Raw genomic sequence first — 23,465 nt, 5'->3', positions numbered from 1 at the left:
TTGCTGTTTTCTCAGCTCGGCTATCGCCGAGCCTGAAGAAGGCCGGACAGCCCACAGGGCTGTCCTAAGCCTGAAATCACGAGGCTACGCCTCGATTTCAGGCTTGCCTTCTTCAGCCCACAGCGTGTGGAACACGCCGGGCTTGTCGACGCGGCCGTAGGTGTGGGCACCGAAGAGGTCACGCTGGGACTGGGTCAGAGCGGTGGGCAGACGCTTGGAGCGCAGACCATCGTAGTAAGCCAGGGAGCTGGAGAACACCGGGGTCGGTATGCCGGCCTCCACCGCGCGAACGATCACGCGACGCCATGCGTCCTGCGATTCGCCGATGATCTTCTCGAAGTACGGATCGAACAGCAGGGAAGCCGGCGGGTTATCGCCCTTGAAGGCCTCGGTGATGCGGTCGAGCAGGAACTGGGCGCGAATAATGCAGCCGCCACGCCAAATGCGGGCCACTTCGGACAGGTTGATATCCCAGCCGTATTCCTTGGCACCGTCCTGAATCTCGTTCAGGCCCTGAGCATAGGCCACGACCTTGGAAGCGAACAGGGCCTTGCGCACGTCATCGACGAACGCGGCCTCGTCTTCTCCGGCCAGATCGATGGTCTTGTTCGGGCCAGCCAGACCTTCCTTCTGAGCGTCTTCACGCAGCTCACCGTGCGAAGACAGTGCACGAGCGAACACGGCTTCACCGATGGCAGCCACAGGAGAACCAAATTCCAGACCAGTCTGCACGGTCCACGTACCAGTACCCTTCATGCCGGCATGATCCACGACCATGTCCACGAACGGCTTGCCGGTCTCGGCATCCTTATGGTGCAGGATCTGGGCGGTGATCTCGATCAGGTAGGAGTCGAGATCGCCCTTGTTCCACTCCTCGAACACGTCGCCGATCTCCTCGGCATCCATGCCGAGTCCACGGCGCAGAATGTCATACGCCTCACCAATCACCTGCATATCCGCATACTCGATGCCGTTGTGCACCATCTTGACAAAGTGGCCGGCGCCATCGGTGCCGATGTGGGTCACGCACGGTTCGCCGTTCACCTTGGCGGCGATGGATTCCAGAATCGGCCCCAGGGTCTTCCAGGATTCCACGGTGCCGCCGGGCATCAGGGACGGGCCGTTGAGCGCGCCCTCCTCGCCGCCGGACACGCCGCAGCCCACGAAGTGGAAGCCCTTAGCACGTACTTCCTTCTCACGCTTGATGGTGTCCTTGAAGAAGGAGTTGCCACCGTCGACGATGATGTCGCCCGGTTCGAACACCTCTTCTAGCTGCGCGATGGTCGCGTCGGTCGGAGCACCGGCCTTGACCATGATGATGGCGGTACGCGGACGCTTCAGGGACGCGGCGAATTCCTCGAGCGTCTCGGCCGGCACAAAGTTGCCTTCGGCGCCATGCTCGTTCATGAGCTTCTCGGTACGCGAGTAGTGACGGTTGAACAACGCCACCGTATTGCCATGGTGCGCCAGATTACGCGCCAGATTGGAGCCCATCGCGGCCAGTCCGATCACACCAATGTTTGCTGTAGCTTCGGCCATGTGCCTTGCCTTTCGTTTGATTGTCCCATCGTCATCACGCGCGTCACAAAACAGCGCATCAGCGGAGGGAATCATTCCTTCAACGCTTGAAAGTGTATCCCGCTTATCACCCACGCACGAGGGCTGTCTTAGGCTCTACGCACCTTCTGCCCGCGAAGCGTAATTACTTGCCATTCACATACGCCCGGCCTTGGAAGGGTCGATGTGCATGGTCTGGAAACGGTTGGCCATGTACGCATCGCCATACCGTTCACTGAACCACACCGCGACCGGTGAATTCTGCGGTTGGCCGGCCATGCGCCCGTACCAGCAGTCCAAGGCCATCAGCGTGAAGGCGATGTCGATCACCATCAGCACCGCGCATACGGCGGTCAGCGAATACCGCACCTTCCAGGGAATGCGGTTAATCAGGGCGAGCAGTCGCGGCAGCAGCCATTTGACCCACGCCACGCCGATCAGACCCCAGAAGAACATGAACAGGCCCGAGGTGCGCCCGTCGATCGACAGCCATCGGCCGGTGTAGTCCCACGCGGTGATGCCGAAGGCCGCCTCCATGAACCAGCTCGTGCAGTATTCGAACGCGCCGCCGATCACCGCCGAGGCGCAGAAGATCAGGAACGGGTTCGCTTTCCACAGGCGGTTCAGGCATACGGTCACCAGCACCGCGCCGCAGCCGTAGATAGGCGAGAACGGCCCCCACAGCAGGCCCGCACGGTCCTGAAGTTCGCCGTTGTACAACGCCATGTGATAGATCGTCTCCATGATCAGACCGAATACCGAGGCGATGGTGAACAGCCAGAAGATGTTGAAGAAGTCCAGTGCGATGTAGCCTTTGCCGGACTGGTCGCGTCCCAGCATGCCGGCCGCCACCGCCGACTCATAGTCATCTCGATCGTCCATGCGTTTGAGCGCGCGCTGCAGGCGCCGTTCCTCGCTCAGGGAGGGGTCGGCGGTCACCGAGATCACGATGAGGATGGTCATCTGGACCAGCGGCATCAGCAGGTTGGGGCCGAGGCCGGTCAACGCCAGTGACAGCATGCCATCCGCCAGCGTCAGCGGCATCAGCACGTAGGTCCAGCGCGCGGCATACCGGCGATGGTTGCGCAGCAGCATCACGCCGAACACGATCAGGCAGACGGCGCTGACCACCAGCACCACCGCGCGGACCGCGGACAGGATGAAGGTCAGGCTCATCGCATCGACGTGCACATGACCATCCAGAATCTCGCGCACGGCATAGAGGATGGAAATCACCATAATCGGCAATGTGGCGAGTCCGTCCAGCAGTACGACCGCGCCATAGATGCGCGCCAGAATCGGTAATCGCTTGGCGTTCAGGTTCAAGCCGGCGTCGTCCAATTCAACGGCCACCAGATCGGCCACGACTGCGGACTCGGCGTCACGGTTCTCTCGCGTCTTTCCAAGGGTAGTGGCCGTGCCATCGTCCTTGAATTCAACCATGGTTTCCTCCCCACATAGCGTCCCCTTACACTATCACCCGATTGCAGTTTTGCCGAACTTGATGGACGGCCGGCACAGGTTCTGACACTTCCGGCAACTCCAGCTCCGACCAGTCATCCAGCCAGAACGAGCAGTCGGCCATCGACGGCCAATCCGGCACCATCGAAAGCTGATACAACGGTTTATCCATGGGGCGGTAGCTCTCTCATGAGGCGGTAATTACCCCATGGGGCGGTTAGCCCAAAACCGCATTCCGCGGAATAAAGCCATTTTAAGCCACCGCCCCATGGGGATTTCACCGCCCCATGGGCCACTTACCGCCCGATGAAGGTTTTACCGCCCCATGGAGGGCAGCCTCACACCAACACACACAGCACCCCAGCCCACAGCACCCCAGCCACACAGCACCCCAGCCACAAAAATTAGGCACAATGCCCAGCGACGCACGATAAGCCGCTGGGCAGCGGCGTTATTCCGCCAAAGACATCATCAATCACCCCATTGATCTCCGGCAACCGTAGCGCTACGATTAACGTATCGCTACGGAAAACGTAGCAACCAAGCAACACCAAGCTCCGGAGGTATCAGTGGGCAATATCTTCAAGGTCCTCAAACGCGACTTCCTGCGCCTGTTCAAGGTGCCGGCCGCATGGGTGATCCTGTTCGGCATGGTGTTCATCCCACCACTGTATTCGTGGTACAACATCGTCGGCTTCTGGGACCCGTACGGCAATACCAAAGGCATCACCGTCGCCATCGCCAACAATGACGACGGCACCGACAACGCACTCATCGGCAAGCAAAACCTCGGCGATCAAATCGTCAAGCAGATGAAAAGCAACGACCAGCTCGGCTGGACCTTCGTCACCGAAGCCGAGGCCATGGACCAGGTGGAATCCGGCAAGGCATACGCAGCCATCATCATCCCCAAAGACTTTTCCAACGATCTCGCCGGCGTGGTGACCGGCGGCAAGAGTCGGCCCACTCTGGAGTATTACGTCAACGAAAAAGCCAGCGCCATCGCCCCCAAAGTCACCGACGTCGGCGCGTCCACTGTGGACCGCACGGTCAATTCCACATTCGTCTCCACCGTATCCAAAGTACTTACCGAAGTCATCAATACGGTTGGCGACAAAGTCATCAGCACCGAAGACACCACCAAAGCCAAGGCCCTCACGGCCCTTGCCGAGGCCTCCGGCGATGTGCAGCACACACGCAGCACCATCGCCAAACTCACCACCAAACTCACCGATACCCCAGAGCAGACACGCACCGCACGTCAGGCGCTGGACGACGCGCGCACACTTGGCATCGACACCGCGAAAGGCCTGGCCGGCGTCTCCACCCTGATCGGCACTACCCAGACCAGCCTGAACGGCTTCGTCACCTCCACGTCCGAAGCGCTTGACCAAGGCTCAAGCCTGCTGAGCCAAGCCGCAGCGCAGGCCAACCAAAGCGTGGGCACGGTAGCCGGAACCATCAGCGCCGCCAATCAGCAGGTAGACGGACTGATCAATACGGCGGAAGACATCAACCAAGCGAACGCCGACATCATCGACCAACTCAAAGGGCTGCCGAACACCGATCGAGAACCGCTGCAATCCGCCATTGCCGCACTGGAAAGCCGCAATAGCGAGCTTGCCGGCGCACTGGGCAACCTCGATAGCCTGAACACCACTATCGGCAACGCCTCCACAGACACCGCCGGATTGGCGCAGCATCTCAATACCGCCACCCAAACCACGGTGCGCGAGGCCAATACCGCTCGCGGCACCATCATCTCCGGCACCATTCCTCAGCTCAACACCGGCCTCAACACCCTCAGCTCGACCGCCAACACTCTGTCGACCGGCATCACGTCGCAAGGCTCACTCATCGATCAGTCGAAGCACACCCTCGACCAACTCGACAAAGCCGCCTCCACCACGGTGACCGCGCTACGCGACACCGATAAGGCGCTGGCCGGCATGCAAACCAAGCTCGAAACGCTGGCCACCGACATCAAAACCCTGAGCGTCTCCAGTTCACTCAGCTCCCTGATCGACACCGACGGCAAGCTGGATGCCGCCACAATCGCCGACTTCATGCTCTCCCCCAGTGTTATCAGCGAACGGGCCGTCTACCCAGTCGCCTCCTATGGTTCCGGCATGGCACCGCTGTTCACCACCCTGTCTTTGTGGGTGGGCGCGTTCGTGCTCGTGGTCATTCCCAAACTCGAAACCGACGACGAGGGCATCGACGATCTCACGCCCACTCAAGGCTATCTCGGCCGTTTCCTGTTGCTGGCCACGCTGGCCGCCGTCCAAGGCCTGGTCACAGCCATCGGCGATCTTGTCATCGGCATTCAATGCGCGAGCGCCCCGGTGTTTCTGCTCACCTGCGTCATCACCTCACTGGTGTATATGTCGGTGATTTTCGCCCTCTCCACCACGTTCATGCACGTGGGCAAAGGCGTGTGCGTGGCGCTGGTCATTCTGCAGGTGCCGGGCGCCTCCGGCCTGTACCCGATTGAAATGATGCCCGCGTTCTTCCGCGCCATCTATCCGCTGCTGCCGTTCACCTATTCGATTGACGCAATGCGTGAAACCATCGGCGGCTTCTACGACGGCCTCTGGTTCGCCTATATCGGCAAATTGCTGGTTTTCGCGGTTCTGGCCTTTGTGCTTGGCCTCGGCGCCCGGCCGAAACTGGCCAATCTCAACCGCCTGTTCGCGCGGGAAATCAAGGAAAGCGACATGATTATCGGCGAGCCGGTGCACCTGCCCGGCAGCGAATACCGTGTCACTCAGGCCATTGCGGCACTGGCCGACCGCGACGAATACCGTCATGCCATCGAACGTCGGGCCGCCAAATTCGCCTACCAGTATCCCCGGCTGCTGCTGGGTGCGCTTATCGCCGGATTTGTGGTGCCGGCCGCGCTCATTATCGTGTTTGCGCTGACCACCAGCGAGAAAATCGTGGTCATGGGCACATGGCTGGCATGGGTGCTCATCATCATGGGCTTCCTGATGGTCGTGGAATTCATGCGCGATTCCATCCGCCGCCAAACCGAGCTCGGCAACCTCTCCGACGAGTCGATCCGCGCCATGCTGTACGGGCATAAGGCCAAGCGTCGCGACACCTCCGCCGAACGCCACGAAGAAGCGGACCCGAGCGCCGCCGTTACCGCAATCATCCCCACTATTCCGCCGACCAAGGAAGGCAGGCACGCACGATGAACACCATGTGGAAACTGTTTACCGGCGACATCAAACGCCTGACCAGCAACGTGGTCTCCATCATCATCGTGATCGGCTTGGTGATGATTCCCGGCCTGTTCACCTGGTTCAACGTGGCCGCATGCTGGGACCCGTTCTCGAATATGAAGAACCTGAAATTCGCGGTGGCGAACGTGGATGAGGGGTATCGTTCCGACCTGATCCCGATGAAAGTCACGGTCGGCAATCAGGTGGTGAACGCGCTGCGCGCCAACAGTCAGCTCGATTGGACGATCACGTCCAAAGCCGATGCCGTCGAGGGCGCACGATCCGGCAAATACTACGCGGCCATCGTAATTCCGAAGTCGTTCAGCAAAGACATGATGACCTTCTTCTCCGACGATGTGCAGCATGCCGAACTGACCTATTACCGCAACGAGAAGAAGAACGCGCTGGCACCGAATCTGCTCAACGAGGGCACGGACGAGGTGGCGGCGGAAATCAACACCACGTTCGCCAAGACCATCACTTCGGCAGGGCTGGAAATCGCGTCTTCGCTGGCCGATCAGCTGTCCAAGCCCGAAGCCAAAGAGCAACTGAATACCTTCAACGCCAATATCGCCGATTTCGCCACACGGCTTGACGATACGGCGGATTTGCTTGGCACATACAGCGCATTGACCGATACGGCCGGCGCCTTGCTCGACACCTCGAACTCGCTGATCACTCAGGTTTCCTCTGCCGCCAAACAAGGAGGCAAGGATCTCGCCAGCGCCAAGCAGGGAGTCACCGACGTGGTCGGAGCCCTGGGCACCACCGCTGACGCGATGAGCAGCGCACTGGACGCGAGCGCCTCCAGTTTCGGCGCGGTGTCCGATTCCATAGACAAGCTGTATTCCGACGCGAATGATGGTGCCACCACGGCCGCCGACGAATTGGACCGTCAAGCCACGGCCATTGGCAAGCAGACGGAGAAATACACTGAAATTCGCAACACGTTGGCCGGCATACTGGGCAACGACTCATCCATCATCACGGCGATTGACCGTTCAATCGCACGGCAGAACAGGCTGCGGCAAGCGCTGAATACGGCGGCGACCAATATTCGCCAAGGTAATCAGGACGCGCAGGATCAGCATGCGCAGGTCAAGGATCTGGCCGATCAAGCGCAGAACAGTATCGCCAATATCAAGTCGGATTTCACGGCCACGGTGAAACCGCAGATCGACTCCCTGTCGTCCACCGTCTCTGACGCCTCCGGCATACTGAGTTCCGGCGCCACCCAGTTGGACTCCACGCTCGGCGACCTGAAAAGGACTTCCGACGACGCCAGCGATATGCTCAGCGACGCTCGCACCACGTTGGACAAGGTGTCCGGCAAACTGCGTTCCGCCGGTGCCGAACTGGCTTCGTTCAACAGCACACTGAGCGACGCACTAAACAGTGGCGATATGAGCATGGTCAAAGAGGTGCTGGGCAATGATCCCGAAACGCTGGCCAGTACGTTGGCCGCGCCGGTGCAGCTCAGGCGCAAGGCCGTATTCCCGGTGGCGAATTTCGGTTCGTCGATGGCGCCGTTCTACACGCTGCTGCCGCTGTGGGTGGGCGCGCTGCTGATGGTGGTGACGCTGAAAACCACCGTGTCTCGCCGGACGCGCAAAGCCTTGGGCGATCCGCGGCCGCATCGGCTCTTCCTTGGGCATTACGGGGTGTTCGCGCTGATTGCGCTGCTGCAATCCACGGTGTCGCTCGGCGGCGATCTGCTGTTCCTGCGCGTGCAGGCCGTGCATCCGCTGCTGTTTATGTTGTCCGGATGGCTGGCCTCGCTGGTGTTCTCGTTCTTCACCTATACGATGGTGGTGAGTTTCGGCAATGTGGGTAAGGCAATCGGCGTGCTTATGCTCATCGTGCAGATTTCGGGTGCGAACGCTGCCTACCCGGTGCAGATGTTGCCCGACTTCATCGCCAAAGTCAGTCCGTTCTTGCCGCTCACCCATGCGGTGACGATGATGCGTGCGGCCATCGCCGGCATCTACGACATGGATTACTGGCGGGCCGCCGGAATGCTGCTGGCATTCGTGCCGCCGCTACTGTTGCTTGGACTGTTGCTCAGGAAGCCACTGGTGCGGTTCAACCAGTGGTATGTAGCCAAAGTCGAGAGCACTAAAGTGCTGGGCTAGTAGGTATTATCCGGGAGTTGCCTACAAACGGCATGGACTTACCACCCTCAGTCTGGCTTTGCCAGCCAGCTCCCGCCAGCTGGAGCGTACGGGAGCATATTTCGAAGAGAAGAGATGACGGAGATGACAGGTACGACGGCGACACCGCGCGGTGAGCGCACGCGCGAGGCGACGGATCGCAAGCTCATGCGAGCCACGCTGCAGATTGCGGTGGACCGCGGCATCAGCGGCGTGACCATCGAGGAGGTGGCCCGGCGCTCCGGTGTGGCCAAAACCACGATTTACCGTCGATACCATAATGCCGACGAGCTGCTGCGCGAGATCAGCGCGATGTATCTGGCCATCCCAGATTCCGGCCCAGTGCCCAGCCCCACGCGTGAGCATTTCACGCAACTATTGCAGCGATTGGTCGATTGGGTGCGCGACAACGACATCGACGTCAAGCGCGTGGGCATTGTATTGTCCAGCGAGGCCGAGTTCTTCCAGCACATCGTCGACCAGGTGGTGACCCCGTGGCTGGAGCATGTGGGGGCGTTCCTCAAGCAGGGAGTCGCGCAGGGCGTGTTTCGCGAGGACGTTGACGAGAAGTTGCTGTTGTCCACGATTATCGGATCTTTGGTGGCGTATGAGGCCATCGAGGGCAAAGCGATGGACGACGACACCGCCTGGGCCTCGCGCATGGCCGATCTGCTGTGGCCAGCATTGCTGAAGTAGCGGTCTTACTCCTGAATCGAAGCCTCCTGGCGGGCGACTTCGAGGGCTTTGTTGAAGGCGTCGGAAGTCCAGCTGGCGCCGGCGACCTTGTCCACTTTGAGTCCCTTCAGGGGCTTGCCGTCCACTACGCCGTTGATGGCTTTGGCGAAGTCGTCCTGATGGTTCTTGGAAATCGTGGTGAACGGGTGCCCAATGATTTTGACGGTCTCGACGTTGCCGTCCTTGATGGTCAGATGGACGTCGATGGAATCCTCGCCGACCGGGCCGTACTGGCCGTTGATCGAGTAGTTGCCGTCCTTGTAGTTGCCGGTGTCCTTCTTGTCGGACGTGGTGGTGGACGGGTCGTTGTGCGATGAGCCGGAATCGGAGCCGTCGGAGCTATCGGAGCCGTTCGACTGGGATTGCGACTGCTCTTCCTGCGACTTCTCGGTCTCGCCCGAGTTGCCGGCGTACGCATCGTCCATCGGCGTGGCCTTGGATTCGCCGCACCCGGCCAGCAGCGCGCCAGCCACGACCAGTCCGGCCGCCGCCAATGTCGCAGATTTCTTCAACGTATTCTTTTCGGTCATATTCACGCTCCTTAAGCCCCCTCTGACGAGGGGGCTGTCAGCGAAGCTGACTGGGGGGAGAGACCATCAGCTTGCCATGTATTCCTCACATACTGCTCGATGCCCCTGACGGCCCTACTCCTCGCCGCCGGTTTTCGCGGCCTTGGTGGGGTCAGCGAAACCAATGGCGGTCTCGCCGTTCTGCGCGCCCTCGACCTGTGCACCCGTGGAGGCGGGCTTGCCGCCGGCCGCCTCGTAGGCCTTGCGCGCATCCTCGTCATTCCACTTCTCACCGACGAGCACGCCATGGTTGAGCATGATCTCGCGCTGCGCGCAGCTGGCGACAAGCGCATCGTGGGTGACCACGATAATCGTGGTGCCCTGCTCGTGCAGCTTGCGGAACAGGTCGAGCACGATTTTCTCGTTCTTCTCGTCGAGGTTGCCGGTGGGCTCATCGGCCAGAATCAGCTTCGGGTCGTTGATCAGCGCGCGGGCCACGCACACGCGCTGCTGCTCGCCGCCGGAGAGCTGGCCGGGCAGGTGGTGGGCGCGGTCCTTCAGGCCGACCTTTTCCAGCGCCTCCATGGCCTGCTTCTCATCGACCACCGAATGGTAGTACTGGGCCACCATCACGTTTTCCACGGCGGTCAGGTGCGGCACCAGATAGAACTTCTGGAACACCAGTCCGATGAGGTTCTTGCGCACGTCGGCCAGCTGCGTGGCGTTCAGGTCCTCCAGCTTGCGGCCTTCCAGCTTCACGGAGCCCTTGGAGGGCGTGTCCATGCAGCCGATCATGTTCATCAGCGTGGTCTTGCCTGAGCCGGAGGAGCCGACGATGGCGAGCCATTCGCCTTCCGGCACGGTCAAATTGAGGTCGTCCACGGCATGCAGGTCGCCGTAGATCTTCGAGATGTGGTCGAGTTCAAGTAGCATGACGTTTCTCTTTCTTTATTCTTCGCGAAGCACGACGGCGGGGTCGATGCGGGTGGCGCGGTGGACGGGCGGGATGGAGGCGACGATGGCGACCAGCGCGCTGAACAGCACGGAGATCAGCGCCAGCCACCAGTTGAATCCGATGGAGCGTTCGAACACCGCCACGCACAGCCAACTGGCAAGTCCGTAGCCGATTGCGGTGCCGACGAGGCCGCCAATCAGGCCGTAGAGCGATGATTCGATGTAGAACTCGGTGCCGATGGCACGCGAGCTGGCACCGAGGGCCTTGCGCAGGCCGATCTCGTTGCGTCGCTGCGAGACGATCGAGCTGATTGTGGTGCCGACGCCGACGAGCGTCAGCACCAGCACCACCAACGAGACGATCCAGAACAGCGTCTGCAGCATGGTGATGATGCGGGTGTCGGAGGCGGTGATCTTGGTGACCTGCTGCGCCTTGACGTGCATGGAGGTCATGTCGTTGATGCTGGACACCAGGCCTGCGAGGTCGCTGGAGCCGGCCGAATACTCGATGACGTCCACGCCGCGCGTGATGCCGGTGAGCTTGTTGACGTCGGCGTTGGTGGCGTAGATGATCGAGTCTTCGCTGCCGCCGGTGTCCACGATGCCGGCCACGCGGAATTCGGTGCCGGAGGTGTCCATGATGTCACTGGAGACACGGCCGTCTTTGGTTTGCTGGTCGATCGAGGAGTTCGACGAAGTGCCGTTGGTGCTGGCGTTATCGGATGCACGGTAGCCGATGGTGATGGCGGAGCCGATTCTCAGACCGATGGCGTCGGCGATGTCACGTCCGACCAGCACCTTGCCGTCGGTCGGCCACGAGCCGTCGACCACCCAGTGATGGTTGAGGTTCTTGACCTGCGCCGCATTCACGCCGGCCATCACGTACGGCGAGGCGTTGACGCGCACGTTCTCGTAGCGGTAAGTGGCGTATTTCGCGGAACCCTTGGCCTTGACCATTTCAGTGGTGTGCTGCACCATCGCCTTGTCGATGCCGGCCTTGCCGTCGGCATTGGTCGATTCGGTGGGTGTGACAATCAGGTTCGCGCCGTACGCACGCATCTCCTCGTTCATCTGCTGCGGCACGGCGAGGCAGATCATCGCCAGGCAGAACAGTGTGGCCGCGCCGACCAGCGACGCCACCACGGCCATCACCGCGCGCGAACGCCGGCGGAACACGGCGCTGAACAGCATTCTGAAGAACATACCGGTGTTGGTCATCGGTTTCCTCCTTCCACACCTACGTAGATAAACTCAGCGGCCATGGAGCACCTCCGCGGGCTTGAGATTCAGAATCGAACGAATCGAGGAGGCGGACGCCAGCAGCACGGTGACAGCCAGCAGCACGAACACCAGCACGAACACCATCGGCCGCATCGTGATGCCGGAACCGAATACCACCCGGCCTATCAGCTGGGCCACGCCGGAACCAAGCAACGCGCCCACAATCGCGCCCAGCAGCGAGATTGCCGCCGTTTCGGCCAGCATCAGGCGGGATACCGCGGCATCGGTGGCACCGAGCGCCTTGAGCAGCGCCAGCTCGCCAGACCGTTCGCCGATCGAGGCGACCATCAGGTTGGCCACGGCCACGGCTGCGGCGATCAGGCTCAGCACGGTCATCAGAATCATCACGGCCTGCGTCTTCTGCAGCACATTGCCCTGCAACGCGGCCACCTGGCGCACCTGCTTGGCCACCGCGCCCGGAATCACCTCTTCGATCTGGTAGGCGATCGAGCTCGGGTAGGCGGTGCAGTACCAGGTCTCCCATTCCTCCTGGCTCAGCGCGGCCGGATTCGCGGCGGCCTTACGGGCCAGGTCGTTCTCCGGCGTGGTCAGGGCCTTGACCTCGATTTTGTCGACCGAATCGGGCAGGTCGGCGAGCACCTGGGCCGTGGAGGAGGCGATGTAGAGCGAGCCGTTGTCCTCGTCGCCGGAATCGTAGACGCCGGTGAGCTTGATTTTCTGCTCGTTCTTCTTGCCCGAGGCGGTGGTCTTGTTGAGGGTGATGGTGTCGCCGGTGGTCACACCGAGTTCGGAGGCCAGCGTCTTGCCGATCACGCCCTGATCGGAATCGTCCTTGGGCCACTTGCCATCCAGCTGCCACCACGAGCGCATGCCTTCCACGCCCACGACGGTGGTCTCGCCGGTGGAAATCTTGAGGTCCTTGTTGAACCACGTGCCGACGACCGGCACGTTGGTGCCGTTCACCATGGCGTGGATGTTGAGCTGCGGCGCGAAGTTGGTGATGTTGAACGACCAGAAGATCGTCTTGATCTTGGCCGCGTCCGACTCCTTCAGAAAGGCGGTCGGGTCGCTGGTGGACGCCGCGCCGCCCGACTCGGTGTTGTACAGGTCGGAAACGACCGCGTCCGCCTTGGGCTGCACGGTGATGTTCGAACCGTAGGTGGACAGCTCGGCGTTGAGCTTGTCGCCCACGTCGAACACGACGCCCAGCATCGATACGGACACGGTCGCCGACAGGCATACGGTCAGCGCGATAAGCAGGCGCCGGCGCAGCTGTCGGGTGAACGAGCGAGTAATCATACGCAGAAAGAACATGATTCTTGCCTCCTGCCTGACTCACTGGAAGTGGGCGCTCAGCGCGTCCAGATCCGTAGTCTGAATGGTGATCTTGCCGTGGCCGGTCTTGTACGGGAATGGTATCGGGTTGCAGCCACCCTTGAAGCCGATGGTCGCCAGGTTGATGGCCACCTCGCACTTCTTGCAGATGATCTTGCCGTCCTTCTCGTAGTAGCCGGCGTCGCCGCAGTTCTCGCAGGCGTCCAGGCCGATGCCGTACGCGCCACCGTTCTTTCGGATGATGATGAAGCGCATGACGGTGCCGTCCTTGGCCTTGTATTCGAAACGGTGCAGGTGGCCGTCCTCGACCTGGCTGAAGGGAATGGTGGCCACGCCGTCCTTGAGCGAGTAGGCTTCCGGCGGCGAAAGAGTGATGGTCTGATGGGTCGCGGCGACGCCGACGGTGAGGGTCAGCGTGACGCCGATCATGGCCACGAGGCTCCAGACAGCGGAGGCCACGGCGCGGCGGCGGAACGCCTTGTGCTTGCGGCCGATGGCTTCGTTCGCGCCGGTCAGCGGCATGCGGAAGCCGGCCACCACGGAGGCGACGGCCGGAATCAGGAACACGAACGCCTGGGCCATGATCATCCAGTCGTTGTGGTTGATCAACCAGGCGAGGGCCACGAATCCCGTGTGGCCTATCGGGAAACCGCGTGCCTGCAGGATCTGCATGACACCGGTCAGGTGCCGGACGAACAGAATCACCAGCACCGCGAGAACGGCGGCGGTGAACGAGGCACGCACCGCGGTCGAACGCATCGTGCGGAAGATCACGGCCACGATGATCGACATGGCCAGGCCCAGCGCGAAGCCGAGCGCGCGCAGCAGCATGTCGGACGTGAAGATCGGGTCGCCGGGCTCCACCCAGATGGTCAGCTGCAGGATCACGTCCGGCAGCGCGTAGAACAGGGTGAGCGCGATGTCGATGGCGGCCACGGCGTTCGCAATGTGCATGAACACCTTGTGCTGCTGCCAATTGGTGGTGATGCGGCGTGCGAACACCACCACGACGATGGTCAGGATGTCGGCAATGATCGCGCACCACAGCACCGGATAGTTGACGAACGTGCGCTGGTTGATCACGGCCGAGGCGCGCAGGCCGGCGAATGTGATAGCGGCGATCAGGCCGACGGTCAGGCCGATGAGACGCCAATGCGAGCTTATCGGCTTATCTCGCCCCTCGCCGACCGTGAGCATCACGCTCAGGCTCATCACCAGCAATGTGGGGGCCAAGGTGCCCGGCATCACTGCCACGAATTGTTCAAGCATTCGCGTCCTTTCTCTATTCACCTTAGGCTCCCCCACCCCTGAGAGGAGCTGTCCGCAAAGCGGACTGAGGGGAGTTTTTAGACCGTCCTAAGAATTATCTCCCTAAAGCGGCGTAAAGCCCCCTCTGACGAAGGGGCTTTCTGCTTAGTCAATCACCACTGACGCGGGGTGTAGTCCCAGTTGTCGAAGGTGACCTCGATGGGCTCGGTCCAGAACTTGTGGTTCTTGACACCGGTCTCCGGGTCAACGTGGAGCATCCAGCCGTTCTTCTCAGGGGACTCGATGGAGAGCTTGAGCTGGTAGGTGCCGGCCTTGTCGAGCTTGACGTTGGCGCCGTAGTGCGGGCCGTCGGAAGCGTTCATCTGCATGAAGGTACCGGAGGTGGCCTGGCCGCCCTCGACTTCCTTGCCGGTGGACTTGTCGATGATGGTGTAGTTCACAGTCAGGTCAGGGACGAAGTCGCCCTTGCCGTAGCCGTAGTCGGTGCCTTCCTCAGAGGCGTGGATGTCGGCTTCCAGGTGGAAGGAAGCATCAGCAGCCTTCAGACCCATGGACGCAGGGTACATGTCGATGGGCTGGAAGTAGACGGCGCCCACGGTCAGCGGGCCAGCGGCCTTGTCCTGCTCCTTGGCTGTGCCGGAGGGACCGACCGGGACCTCTTCGAAGCCGGAGGTCTCAGTCGGGGCGTCGGCCTTCTTGGAGTCGTCCTTCTTGGCGGTGTCGGAGGAGCTGGTCGAGGACTTGGTATCGGAAGCGTTGTTGGTGGAACCGCAAGCAGCCATCGAAACAGCCATGGAGCCGGCGAGCAGCACGCCGAGCAGAGCAGCAAGCTTCTTGTTCTTCATCATTTCTCTTATTCCTTTTGTTGTGGTGAATGGATTATTTATTATCTGTTTTTAGTTGTGGCGGCGTGGGCTGGAATCGCTTCCGTTGCCATGTCGCAAGTTGTGTTGCGCGAGATGGTCGCACCGGGCGTTGTGCTACGCCTGCGCGCTCTCCTCGTCAGCCTTCGCGTCCGACTTGCTTGCACCGGCCGCAAGCCGGGCCTTGGCCTTACGCTGTTTGGCAAAGCCGACCACGAACAGCGCGATGACGGCGATGGCTGCCAGTACCTGGGCGATGATGCATTCGACGTACGGGTAGAATCCGAGCCAGTCGTTGGTGGGAACGCCCGGCAGGTAGTTGGCGGGCAGCAGGTCGCCCTCGATGAGCGCGTGCACGCCGCCGCCGGCGAAGACAACCACCAGTACGGACATGAGGATCGAGGTGACCAGGAAGAACGGGCCAATCGGAATCTTCACGGAGGTAAAGCGAATCACCAGGAAGATGATCACGAGCACCACGGCGGCGGCGAGTGCGCCGACCACCATGCCATGCGTATCCTGGCTCATCGTGTAGATCGACTGGTAGAAGATCACGGTTTCAGCGCCCTCACGGAACACGGCGAGGAAGCTCAGCATGGCGAGCGAAATCACCGTGCGGGAAGCCACCTTCTCGCCGGATTCGACCTGCGAGGAGACAGAGGCCACCGCGGCTTCGGTCTTTTCCCTGATGTAGCGGTTCCACGCTTCCACCGAGGACTTGTTGAGCATCCAGTTGCTGGTCCACAACAGCATGCACATGGCGACGAGCGCGCACACGCCTTCCATGATCTCCTGCAGCGGGCTGGAGCCGCCGAATGCGAGCATGAAGATGACCGCCACGATGCCGGCACCGGCCAGACCAGCGAGCACGCCCACGTAGATCCACTTGGTGAAACGCTTGTTGCCGGACTTGACGAGGTAGGCCACCACAGCGGCGACCACGAGCAGGGCCTCGAGACCCTCGCGGATCAGAATCAGGAACGCCTGACCGACCGAGCTGGTGATGAACTTGAGGAAGCCACCCTCCTCATCGGCCGCGCCGCCGTCGAGCTTGGCGGCATCGGTGGCCAGCATGTTCTTCAGGTCGTCGATGTACTTCTTGACTTCGGAAGCAGGCTTGCCGGTGTTCATCGAGGAGCGGCACAGCTTGAACTGGTATTCCACCTGGGAGACGCGGTTGCCGCTGATGGCGCTCAGCACGGTCTTCTCGAAGCCGAGCTTCTCGTAGTGCTGGTAGTAGGCGTCGTTCACGAGCGTGGCGCCCTTGGCGGCGTCGCCACCCTCATAGGCCTTGTAGGCGTTGTCCAGGATCGGAAGCATCGCATCCGCGACTTCCTTCCAAGTCTTGGCCGTTTCCTCGGTGCGCTTCTTCTTGGCGTCGAGCTCCTTGCGCTCCTTGGCGATCTGCTTCTGGAGGTCTTCGGAGTACTGCTTCGGGTTGGCGAGGCTGGTGTTGGCGTCGAGCTGCTGGGCCGTGGCGTCGAGGTCGGCGGTCAGGTCGTTGACCTTCTGGGTAAGCTGATCGGCCTGGTCTGACGTGAACACCTGGCTTTGCAGGTCCTGGAAGGCCTGCTGCTGCGCGGTCTGCTTGTCTGCGCCGATGGTGTCGCTCACCACTTTGTTGAAGTTGGACGTCACGTAGACGGTGGTGTATGCAGCCCCGAAATCGGACTTGGCACCCATTGGGTTGCCGTCCTTGTATTCCTTAAGGCCTTCCTGCAACTGCGCTTCGACGGCCTTGGCAACGTCGGCCCAGGTCGCGTAATCGACGCTGGTGGTGTCGTCGCTCTTGACGGTGGCAGCAGTGGCAGTGGTTGCCGGCGTCACGGCGAACGCGGACTGCGGAATGATGGCGGAGGGGAGGAAGGTCGCGGCGATCATCGCAAACAGAAAAACGATGACCGCAAATGCACGAGCCGAGACCGTGGCCGACTGCAGACGACCGGTGCTGCCCGACTTCGCGCGCACGCGAGAAACGGCAACGCGCGTATCACGTTCCCGCATCGTGTTCATTTCAGCGGACTGCGCGCAGGCGCGACGAACCATGCTGAATTCCTCTCACTTCAAGTACTCGAATGGTCCAAAAACAACTATGAACTCTATAGAAAAAAATTCTTGAACAACAGTCTTGATTTTTTGACGGGTGCGAGGTAATAGAAGGCGTTTTAGTGCTTTTCAACCCCGCAATTATTTCACTATCTGAGATAACTATGCTCAGAGAGGATGGCTCTCCCGGAATGTGAACGGTAACACCACAAAAAGCGGCAACGCGAGGAATACCGGAATCGGATACCAAAATAGTGCCATGGGTGAGGCATACAGCGACAGCACCGTGAATGCCAACAAACCGTAAGCGGCCAGTGCGGGGCCGTAGCGTCGTCGCGCAGGCCGCACCACCAGCGCAAGACCCGCAGCCAGCGGAATCCACGTGACGTACAGGGCCATCGAAGTCAGCAGATTGCCTTTACGAACACCGACGCGACCATCCGAACGCGCCCACCGATGAATCGCCCGCAATATATTTTTCTGCCATTGCGGCTTATCGGAGGTACCCCTCAGCGGCGCAAGGTCATGTTCGATGGCGGCAAGCCGTTCGGCTGCCACGGTATCGGCATCGCCGTCGGAAGTATGCTTCCAAGCACCTTCAGTCAGGAAAGATGCCCATTGCCTGAGATAGCCAGGCGTGAACAGGTAGTCGGAATCAGTGGGGTACGCGAAATTGACGCGCGGGTCCCACCATCCGCGAGTCACCCCGGCATAGGCCGTGGCATATTCAGTCGGATGCGCGAGGCCGAGCTGCGCCCAGACCTGCAGGGCCGCGAGTTGTTGCGCCGCGGTTGGCCTAGGGTGCTCGCGCAGAGTGCGGAAGGTCTCATCGGTGCGGTGCGGGTTGATGCCGGCGGCGGCCCAGTCGAGATCCATGATTGCGTTCAGTCGCCGCCGCTGAACCTTGTCTATCGCACTGGGATCATCGTGCGCGAGCCGGGCCACGGGCTGGGTGACCAGGCCCCACACCTCACGTCCGGGCGATCGATTCGCATGCGTGGCGGCCGCGCTTAATGGCGTCCACACACCCTGCGCCACAACGATGGCAACCGCAAGACACGCGAACGCACGACGCCGCGCGCCTTTGGGCGTGCAGACGGCGAGCAAACAGCAGCCGGCGCATAGCACGATTATGAGCGCCGTCCGCTTGGAGACGATGGTGGCGAACAACAGGATGACGAACGCGAATGCCACCGGGCGGCGAGCCAGTACCGAGCCGCGCGTCAGACAAGCCTCCACGAACAGCACGGCCAACGGCAGATAGAACACGGCGTGCAACGAGTCCTTACCCATCGTGGTGATTGCACCGACCACCACATAGTTGGTGGCAAGATAGACGAGGCCGAGACCGATGAGCCAGCGCGGCGAGCCGATTTTGCGGATGTAGCACAGCAGAAGCGCGCACCCGGCGGCGAGTAGAACCGCTTGGGTCACGGTGTACAGGGCCTGCCCGATCAGAGGGGAGCCGAGTGCGCTGCCGATATGCCAGAACAAGCCGAACGTGAGAGTATCAAACAGCGGATGCTGGGTGTAGTAGTGGTGCAGACCGGACGATTGCAGATATTGGGCAAGCGTATCGTCGCGCATCGAGCCCGGCCAGGTGAGTATGAGCCACGGCAGCCAGGCGATAGCGAGCGTGAGCAGGTAAGGGAGGAATCGCGCGCGCAGCGATGTGGATAACGTGGTCGGGCGGCGGGCCGTGAGCCAACTAAGGATCGCGGATATGCTGCGGTACGTCTTTGAGTGTTTCTTCGATTGGCGCGACCGGCCGCCATGTGCTGCGGTTACGTCGGCCGCTGTCCCCTCGTTCATGACTCCACAGCCTAGGCGCGATTGCGGGCGCGCGCCGGGCGAACATCGAAAATTCACCTGGACACGGTGATTTCTTTACCGGTGGTTGTGTAGGTGCGCGCGGGTGTGTGGGCCCTGCACAAGTATGCGGTCCTTGTGCAGGTGTTGCGCGGGACTTTCCAGTGAGTCCTTCACTCGCAGTAATCATTCTTCGCATCCGCGTCGCGACACGCGCCACGCCGAAGCGTGCACTTATCCGAAACCTGTGGTAACTTATTCGAGTTGCCTGCGGAACACAGTTCGACTGCGCGCTGCAAAGCACGGAGGATTCGCCTAGTGGTCTATGGCGCACGCTTGGAAAGCGTGTTGGTGTAACAGCCTCACGAGTTCGAATCTCGTATCCTCCGCCCGTATTGAAGCCCCGGAAACCGTTGAAATCATTCGGTTTCCGGGGTTTTGCTTTGGTTCCTTCCGATTGTCGGTTCCCTCCAGGTTCCCTCCGTTTCGACACCTTTGGCCCCGACCTGCCGCGCGTGTCACATATCGGAACCGACGATTCCGAAAACGCCTTCGAGCCTTCGCCCGCCGTGTGTTCGTCATCGGAGTCCGGCCGCGTCCCATGTGTCCCGTCAGTGGGCCGATTCGGATCCCCTCATGCCCCCCGCGCAGTTTTTTTCGTTTTGGTTCGCAACAATCCCAGCCTCCGTATCGCAAGCGCATCGCAGCGAATACCGGTCGGCCCAGCGCGAAGGTTCCCCCTGACCCCCTCCGATGAACGCCACACGAACGCATACCTGAACCTAGGAACCTTACCCACACCACTTCCTAGGTTCCTAGGTACCTTCCTAAGTACCGAAACGACTTCCCAAGTTCGGACGATGCCCAGCACAAAGCATCCATACAGGCACATCCGCCAGCACATCACTTTCGCCCGGTAAAGCCACCGATCGTATAGCGCGCCCCCTTGCCACGGCCAATGACCCCCAGCTTCCCACCCTTAACGAGCTTGGACAGCTGGTAGTACGCCTGGTTCGCATCGACATGCAGCAGTTCCATGACATCCGCTTGCAGGGATTTCTCCAGCTCCTCATCGGTCAGTTCCAACAAATTACGGTCACTGGATTGGTAGGTGCCGATAATCCGGCGCAGACGGTCGCGTTCAAGGGGATCGAAATCATCACGGGTCGCATCCGGCACCGGCTGTGCGGAAAAGTCCAAACGTCCCAAATCGGACAGGCGCGTGGCGATCTCGTACGGGTACATCGGCACGCTCTCCGGCGTACCATCCACCTTCATACGGCGTCGCAACACCTTGCCCGACTTGGTCGAGACCACGCTGCGGGATTTCGGCACATCGATCTGCATCACCGGCGTCTTCTCCGTCCCGACGATCTGCGCACGAGCGGAAACCGGAGGAACTGTACGGTTGGCAATCATCGCCGACAAACCGACCGCATCCTGATGTACTTTGTCGATGCCGGTCGGCGTGCCGTCATCCTCGACGCCCATATACACCGTACCGCCATCCGAGTTCGCCAACGCCACGACGGCATCAAGTAGATCGTCATCTGGCAGACGCTTCAAATCGCTTTTGAACTCGAGCGACAACGTTTCCTTGCCATATTCATGTGCCATAAAGGGATCCAACCCAACGCATTCTTCTTGATACACTGAATTTTACACTGAATTCAATGTTTAATAACTGAATTCAGTGTATTCAGTGAAACATTCAGCGAAAGCCGCACCGAGAACCCCGCATAAGAGTGGGACGCAGATACAAATCATGCCATATCGCAGTTGCGTCCCACTACTGAGACCGCAATGACGCTTGAATGCATCACCGGATTGACAGCAGAAGCCTCACTTTTCTTCATGGACTCCCTTCTCGCGTCGATTGGCCGAATGCGCGGCGGGACGGGATGGAAGCACAACTGGGAAACCGTGGATGCACATTTTGCTCATTGCCATCGCACCTGCAACGAACTCTTCGAAAGATATTATCCGGATTGAGTGACCATTCAGTTAGTGAAGTTCAAAAATGCGTAATCACCAGTGCACCACTGGTATGCCGATGCATCTGATTGGCCAAAGCGTCGATAGTTCACCGTCACCGTACGGGAGTAGGGAGTAGAGTGGCGGCGTCGACCGACGCATGTTCTCGCCATAATTTCAATCCCGAAAAGGAGCCTCGTCGCAACCATGACATCACATCTTGCCGAAGCAGGACGCACGTTGGTTCCCCGCAAGGAAGACAGATACGGTCTGCTCTCCCCCGCCTTGGTGGTGCTGACGTTCGTCGCCGGGCTGGTGGACGCGCTGAGCTACCTGTCGCTGGGGCATGTGTTCGTGGCCAACGTGACCGGCAACATCGTGTTTCTTGGGTTTTCGATCGCCCATGCCCAAGGCTTCGTCTGGTGGACGTCGGCGCTGACGCTCGTCTCCTTCATGGTCGGCGCGCTTATCGGCGGGCGCATCATCCGGCGATTCGAGGAGAACCGGGCCAAGCATCTGTTGGTTTCTACCTGCGTGCAGGCGTCGTTCGTACTCGCCGCGCTAATCGGTGTCTATCTTTTGAACCAGCTCATCACCGGCCCCGCAGACGATGCGTCCGGCGTCTCCTCGATTGCACGGCTTGCACAGACCACCCAGGCCTCACAGGCCTCACAGCCGAGCCTGAACTTCCCCACCGCACGGCACATCGACCTGCACATCATCCTGCTGATCGTGCTGCTCGCCCCGGCAATGGGCATCCAGAACTCCACCGCCCGCAAGCTGTCGGTGCCGGACCTGCCCACCACCGTGCTCACGATGACGCTGACCGGCGTCGTCGCAGACGCTTCGGCACACGGCCACCAGCAGTCGAAGCTCGGGCGGCGCGCGGTCGTAATGCTGGCGCTGGCGTCTGGCGCGCTGACCGGCGCGCTTCTGCAGGCGCACGGACACGAGAACATCATCTTGATGGTGATGCTCGGGTGTCTGCTGGCGGTCATCGCGATGATGATTCCGCATGTCCATTCGGATGCGCCGTGGGTCACCGGTCGGCAATAGCCTCTGGCGCATACTTTCGCCATATGAGACAAAAACGGCCACGCCACAGCGCAACCAGTAGGAAACGCCCGGCAATCTCGGCTCTCCTCGATATGTTGGATACCCGTTGTTTGAAACAGGCCCTCCGCAAGATACAAACAGGGGCAGTGAGAAGGAGAGGTAAATATGACTGACGCACAGCAGGCGAACGGCAACCAGTCCGAATCCCAGAACCAAGCAGAAGCGACGGCACAGCCGCACAACAAGCGAGTGACGAAGTGGGTCGCTATAGTGATTGCCATCGTGGCGGTGGCGATTATCGCCGCGGTCGCGGTGTTCGGCACCCGCGCATACAGCGCGTCTCAGTACGATAGCGCAGTGGCCGCCTGCGCCGCCGCCTCGGAAGACGTACGTAACGCCACCAACGACTACAACAACTTGGTCAATGGCGATGCTGCAGAAGCCGCCGCTCTGACCAAGGCAGACGTCTCGGACGCCTCCGCTCTCGACGCGCTGTCCAAGGAACTGACCGTGGAACTGCCGACGTACGAAGGCTGCGTGGCCGACGATACCAAGGGCTACCAGGCCGCGGCCAAGAAACTCGAACAGCAGGTCACGTGGTACCACGAGCACACCACGTCGCTGCAGAAGGCTGTTGACGCCGTCAACGCGGTCAAGAAGTAAGACGAGGGCGGTCTCCCTCACGTTTTCAGGATCGGACAGCGCTCAAGTCGCGGCAACGCGCGATGTCGGCCGGTCCTGCACGGCCCGAAACGGCAGAAATCCCGCGCCCCTTACGTTCGGACGCGGGATTTCTGCCGTTTTTGAGTCACGGATTGGGACTATAGCCCAGTCTTTGCCCCAGAGTTGTCTATTCAGGATTACCCTCTCGGCCGTATCTCATGAGCAGGACGTGTAAAAACAAAAAACCCTCGCTAATCCGCGAGGGTTATTGGCTGGGGTGCCTGGACTCGAACCAAGAATGGCTGAACCAGAATCAGCTGTGTTGCCAATTACACCACACCCCAATTTGGCTTGGCGTAGCAACTCCGAAGAGTTGTTCGTCGTACCCCCAACCGGATTTGAACCGGTGTTGGCGCCGTGAGAGGGCGTAGTCCTAGACCGCTAGACGATGGGGGCATATTCAGTTTTTCAACCGGCTGCGAGGCGAACCGCGCAACAGGTAGATATATTACGCGCTACCCTGCTCTCACGCAAATCCCGGCGTGTCGCGCCATTTTCCGCCGTTCTGCGGGAACACCCCATGCAACGCGAAAGCGGGCATCCGTATGTACGGAT

17 protein-coding genes and 3 tRNA genes are annotated in these 23,465 nt (G+C 60.6%); 7 read left to right on the top strand and 13 right to left on the bottom strand.

The genetic code is table 11. The features are described 5' to 3' along the window. Window positions 1-84: 84 nt before the first annotated feature. A complete protein-coding gene (gene gnd / locus BLIJ_RS01090) occupies window positions 85-1,539 on the bottom strand; it encodes an NADP-dependent phosphogluconate dehydrogenase (RefSeq protein WP_041981587.1) in 1,455 nt (484 codons plus the stop codon). A gap of 174 nt (window positions 1,540-1,713) precedes the next feature. Continuing rightward, window positions 1,714-3,000 carry a putative ABC transporter permease gene (locus BLIJ_RS01085; RefSeq protein WP_012576655.1) on the bottom strand — a complete coding sequence of 429 codons (1,287 nt, stop codon included), beginning with the start codon at window positions 2,998-3,000 and terminating at the stop codon, window positions 1,714-1,716. Between the two features lie 587 nt (window positions 3,001-3,587). Here BLIJ_RS01085 and BLIJ_RS01080 point away from each other — a divergent pair. The 3 genes from BLIJ_RS01080 to BLIJ_RS01070 all read left to right on the top strand — a co-directional run bounded on the left by BLIJ_RS01080 (window position 3,588) and on the right by BLIJ_RS01070 (window position 9,091). Then, window positions 3,588-6,218: a YhgE/Pip domain-containing protein gene (locus BLIJ_RS01080; RefSeq protein WP_012576654.1), complete on the top strand. Its 2,631-nt coding sequence runs from the start codon at window positions 3,588-3,590 to the stop codon at window positions 6,216-6,218. Continuing rightward, entirely contained in the window at window positions 6,215-8,377 is a 2,163-nt protein-coding gene (locus BLIJ_RS01075) for a YhgE/Pip domain-containing protein (protein WP_012576653.1), read from the top strand. Before BLIJ_RS01080 ends, BLIJ_RS01075 begins: the two co-directional genes overlap by 4 nt. Before the next feature lie 114 nt (window positions 8,378-8,491). Then, window positions 8,492-9,091, top strand: coding sequence for a TetR/AcrR family transcriptional regulator (locus tag BLIJ_RS01070; RefSeq protein ID WP_012576652.1), 600 nt, complete (start codon window positions 8,492-8,494; stop codon window positions 9,089-9,091). Window positions 9,092-9,096: 5 nt separating this feature from the next. On the opposite strand, the gene BLIJ_RS01065 is transcribed toward BLIJ_RS01070, so the two are convergent. The 8 genes from BLIJ_RS01065 to BLIJ_RS01030 form a co-directional block, all read right to left on the bottom strand. Next, window positions 9,097-9,660, bottom strand: a complete 564-nt coding sequence (locus BLIJ_RS01065; RefSeq protein ID WP_012576651.1) for an FMN-binding protein — start codon at window positions 9,658-9,660, stop codon at window positions 9,097-9,099. 114 nt (window positions 9,661-9,774) lie between these two features. After that, on the bottom strand, window positions 9,775-10,572 hold the full coding sequence (locus tag BLIJ_RS01060) for an ABC transporter ATP-binding protein (RefSeq protein WP_011068491.1): 798 nt from the start codon (window positions 10,570-10,572) through the stop codon (window positions 9,775-9,777). A gap of 15 nt (window positions 10,573-10,587) precedes the next feature. Further along, window positions 10,588-11,811: an ABC transporter permease gene (locus tag BLIJ_RS01055; protein WP_012576650.1), complete on the bottom strand. Its 1,224-nt coding sequence runs from the start codon at window positions 11,809-11,811 to the stop codon at window positions 10,588-10,590. Window positions 11,812-11,844: 33 nt separating this feature from the next. Next, a complete protein-coding gene (locus BLIJ_RS01050; protein WP_012576649.1) occupies window positions 11,845-13,149 on the bottom strand; it encodes an ABC transporter permease in 1,305 nt (434 codons plus the stop codon). A gap of 21 nt (window positions 13,150-13,170) precedes the next feature. Next, window positions 13,171-14,439 (bottom strand): DUF2318 domain-containing protein, encoded by a 1,269-nt coding sequence (locus BLIJ_RS01045; RefSeq protein WP_012576648.1) that lies wholly within the window; start codon window positions 14,437-14,439, stop codon window positions 13,171-13,173. A gap of 152 nt (window positions 14,440-14,591) precedes the next feature. Beyond that, window positions 14,592-15,287 carry an iron transporter gene (locus tag BLIJ_RS01040; RefSeq protein WP_012576647.1) on the bottom strand — a complete coding sequence of 232 codons (696 nt, stop codon included), beginning with the start codon at window positions 15,285-15,287 and terminating at the stop codon, window positions 14,592-14,594. A gap of 132 nt (window positions 15,288-15,419) precedes the next feature. After that, window positions 15,420-17,348 carry an FTR1 family protein gene (locus BLIJ_RS01035; protein ID WP_012576646.1) on the bottom strand — a complete coding sequence of 643 codons (1,929 nt, stop codon included), beginning with the start codon at window positions 17,346-17,348 and terminating at the stop codon, window positions 15,420-15,422. Between the two features lie 168 nt (window positions 17,349-17,516). Next, window positions 17,517-19,160, bottom strand: a complete 1,644-nt coding sequence (locus tag BLIJ_RS01030) for a DUF6020 family protein (protein WP_012576645.1) — start codon at window positions 19,158-19,160, stop codon at window positions 17,517-17,519. Window positions 19,161-19,461: 301 nt separating this feature from the next. Here BLIJ_RS01030 and BLIJ_RS01025 point away from each other — a divergent pair. Next, window positions 19,462-19,546: transfer RNA gene (locus BLIJ_RS01025), tRNA-Ser, on the top strand. Window positions 19,547-20,060: 514 nt separating this feature from the next. Here BLIJ_RS01025 and BLIJ_RS01020 read toward each other — a convergent pair. Next, window positions 20,061-20,774: an AlbA family DNA-binding domain-containing protein gene (locus BLIJ_RS01020; RefSeq protein WP_012576644.1), complete on the bottom strand. Its 714-nt coding sequence runs from the start codon at window positions 20,772-20,774 to the stop codon at window positions 20,061-20,063. A 186-nt stretch (window positions 20,775-20,960) separates the two neighbouring features. Between BLIJ_RS01020 and BLIJ_RS01015 the strand changes: the two genes are divergently transcribed. The 3 genes from BLIJ_RS01015 (at window position 20,961) to BLIJ_RS01005 (ending at window position 22,850) form a co-directional block, all read left to right on the top strand. Then, entirely contained in the window at window positions 20,961-21,149 is a 189-nt protein-coding gene (locus BLIJ_RS01015) for a hypothetical protein (RefSeq protein ID WP_014484516.1), read from the top strand. A gap of 189 nt (window positions 21,150-21,338) precedes the next feature. Further along, window positions 21,339-22,187 (top strand): YoaK family protein, encoded by an 849-nt coding sequence (locus BLIJ_RS01010; RefSeq protein WP_012576643.1) that lies wholly within the window; start codon window positions 21,339-21,341, stop codon window positions 22,185-22,187. Window positions 22,188-22,352: 165 nt separating this feature from the next. Then, window positions 22,353-22,850, top strand: a complete 498-nt coding sequence (locus BLIJ_RS01005) for a hypothetical protein (RefSeq protein ID WP_012576642.1) — start codon at window positions 22,353-22,355, stop codon at window positions 22,848-22,850. 269 nt (window positions 22,851-23,119) lie between these two features. Here the strand turns inward: BLIJ_RS01005 and BLIJ_RS01000 are convergent. After that, window positions 23,120-23,194: transfer RNA gene (locus BLIJ_RS01000), tRNA-Gln, on the bottom strand. Between the two features lie 39 nt (window positions 23,195-23,233). After that, a tRNA-Glu gene (locus BLIJ_RS00995) sits at window positions 23,234-23,306 on the bottom strand. Between the last annotated feature and the right edge of the window lie 159 nt (window positions 23,307-23,465).

The organism is Bifidobacterium longum subsp. infantis ATCC 15697 = JCM 1222 = DSM 20088, from assembly GCF_000269965.1.
GTDB lineage: Bacteria > Actinomycetota > Actinomycetes > Actinomycetales > Bifidobacteriaceae > Bifidobacterium > Bifidobacterium infantis.
This window is presented reverse-complemented; position numbering and strand designations above follow the sequence as displayed.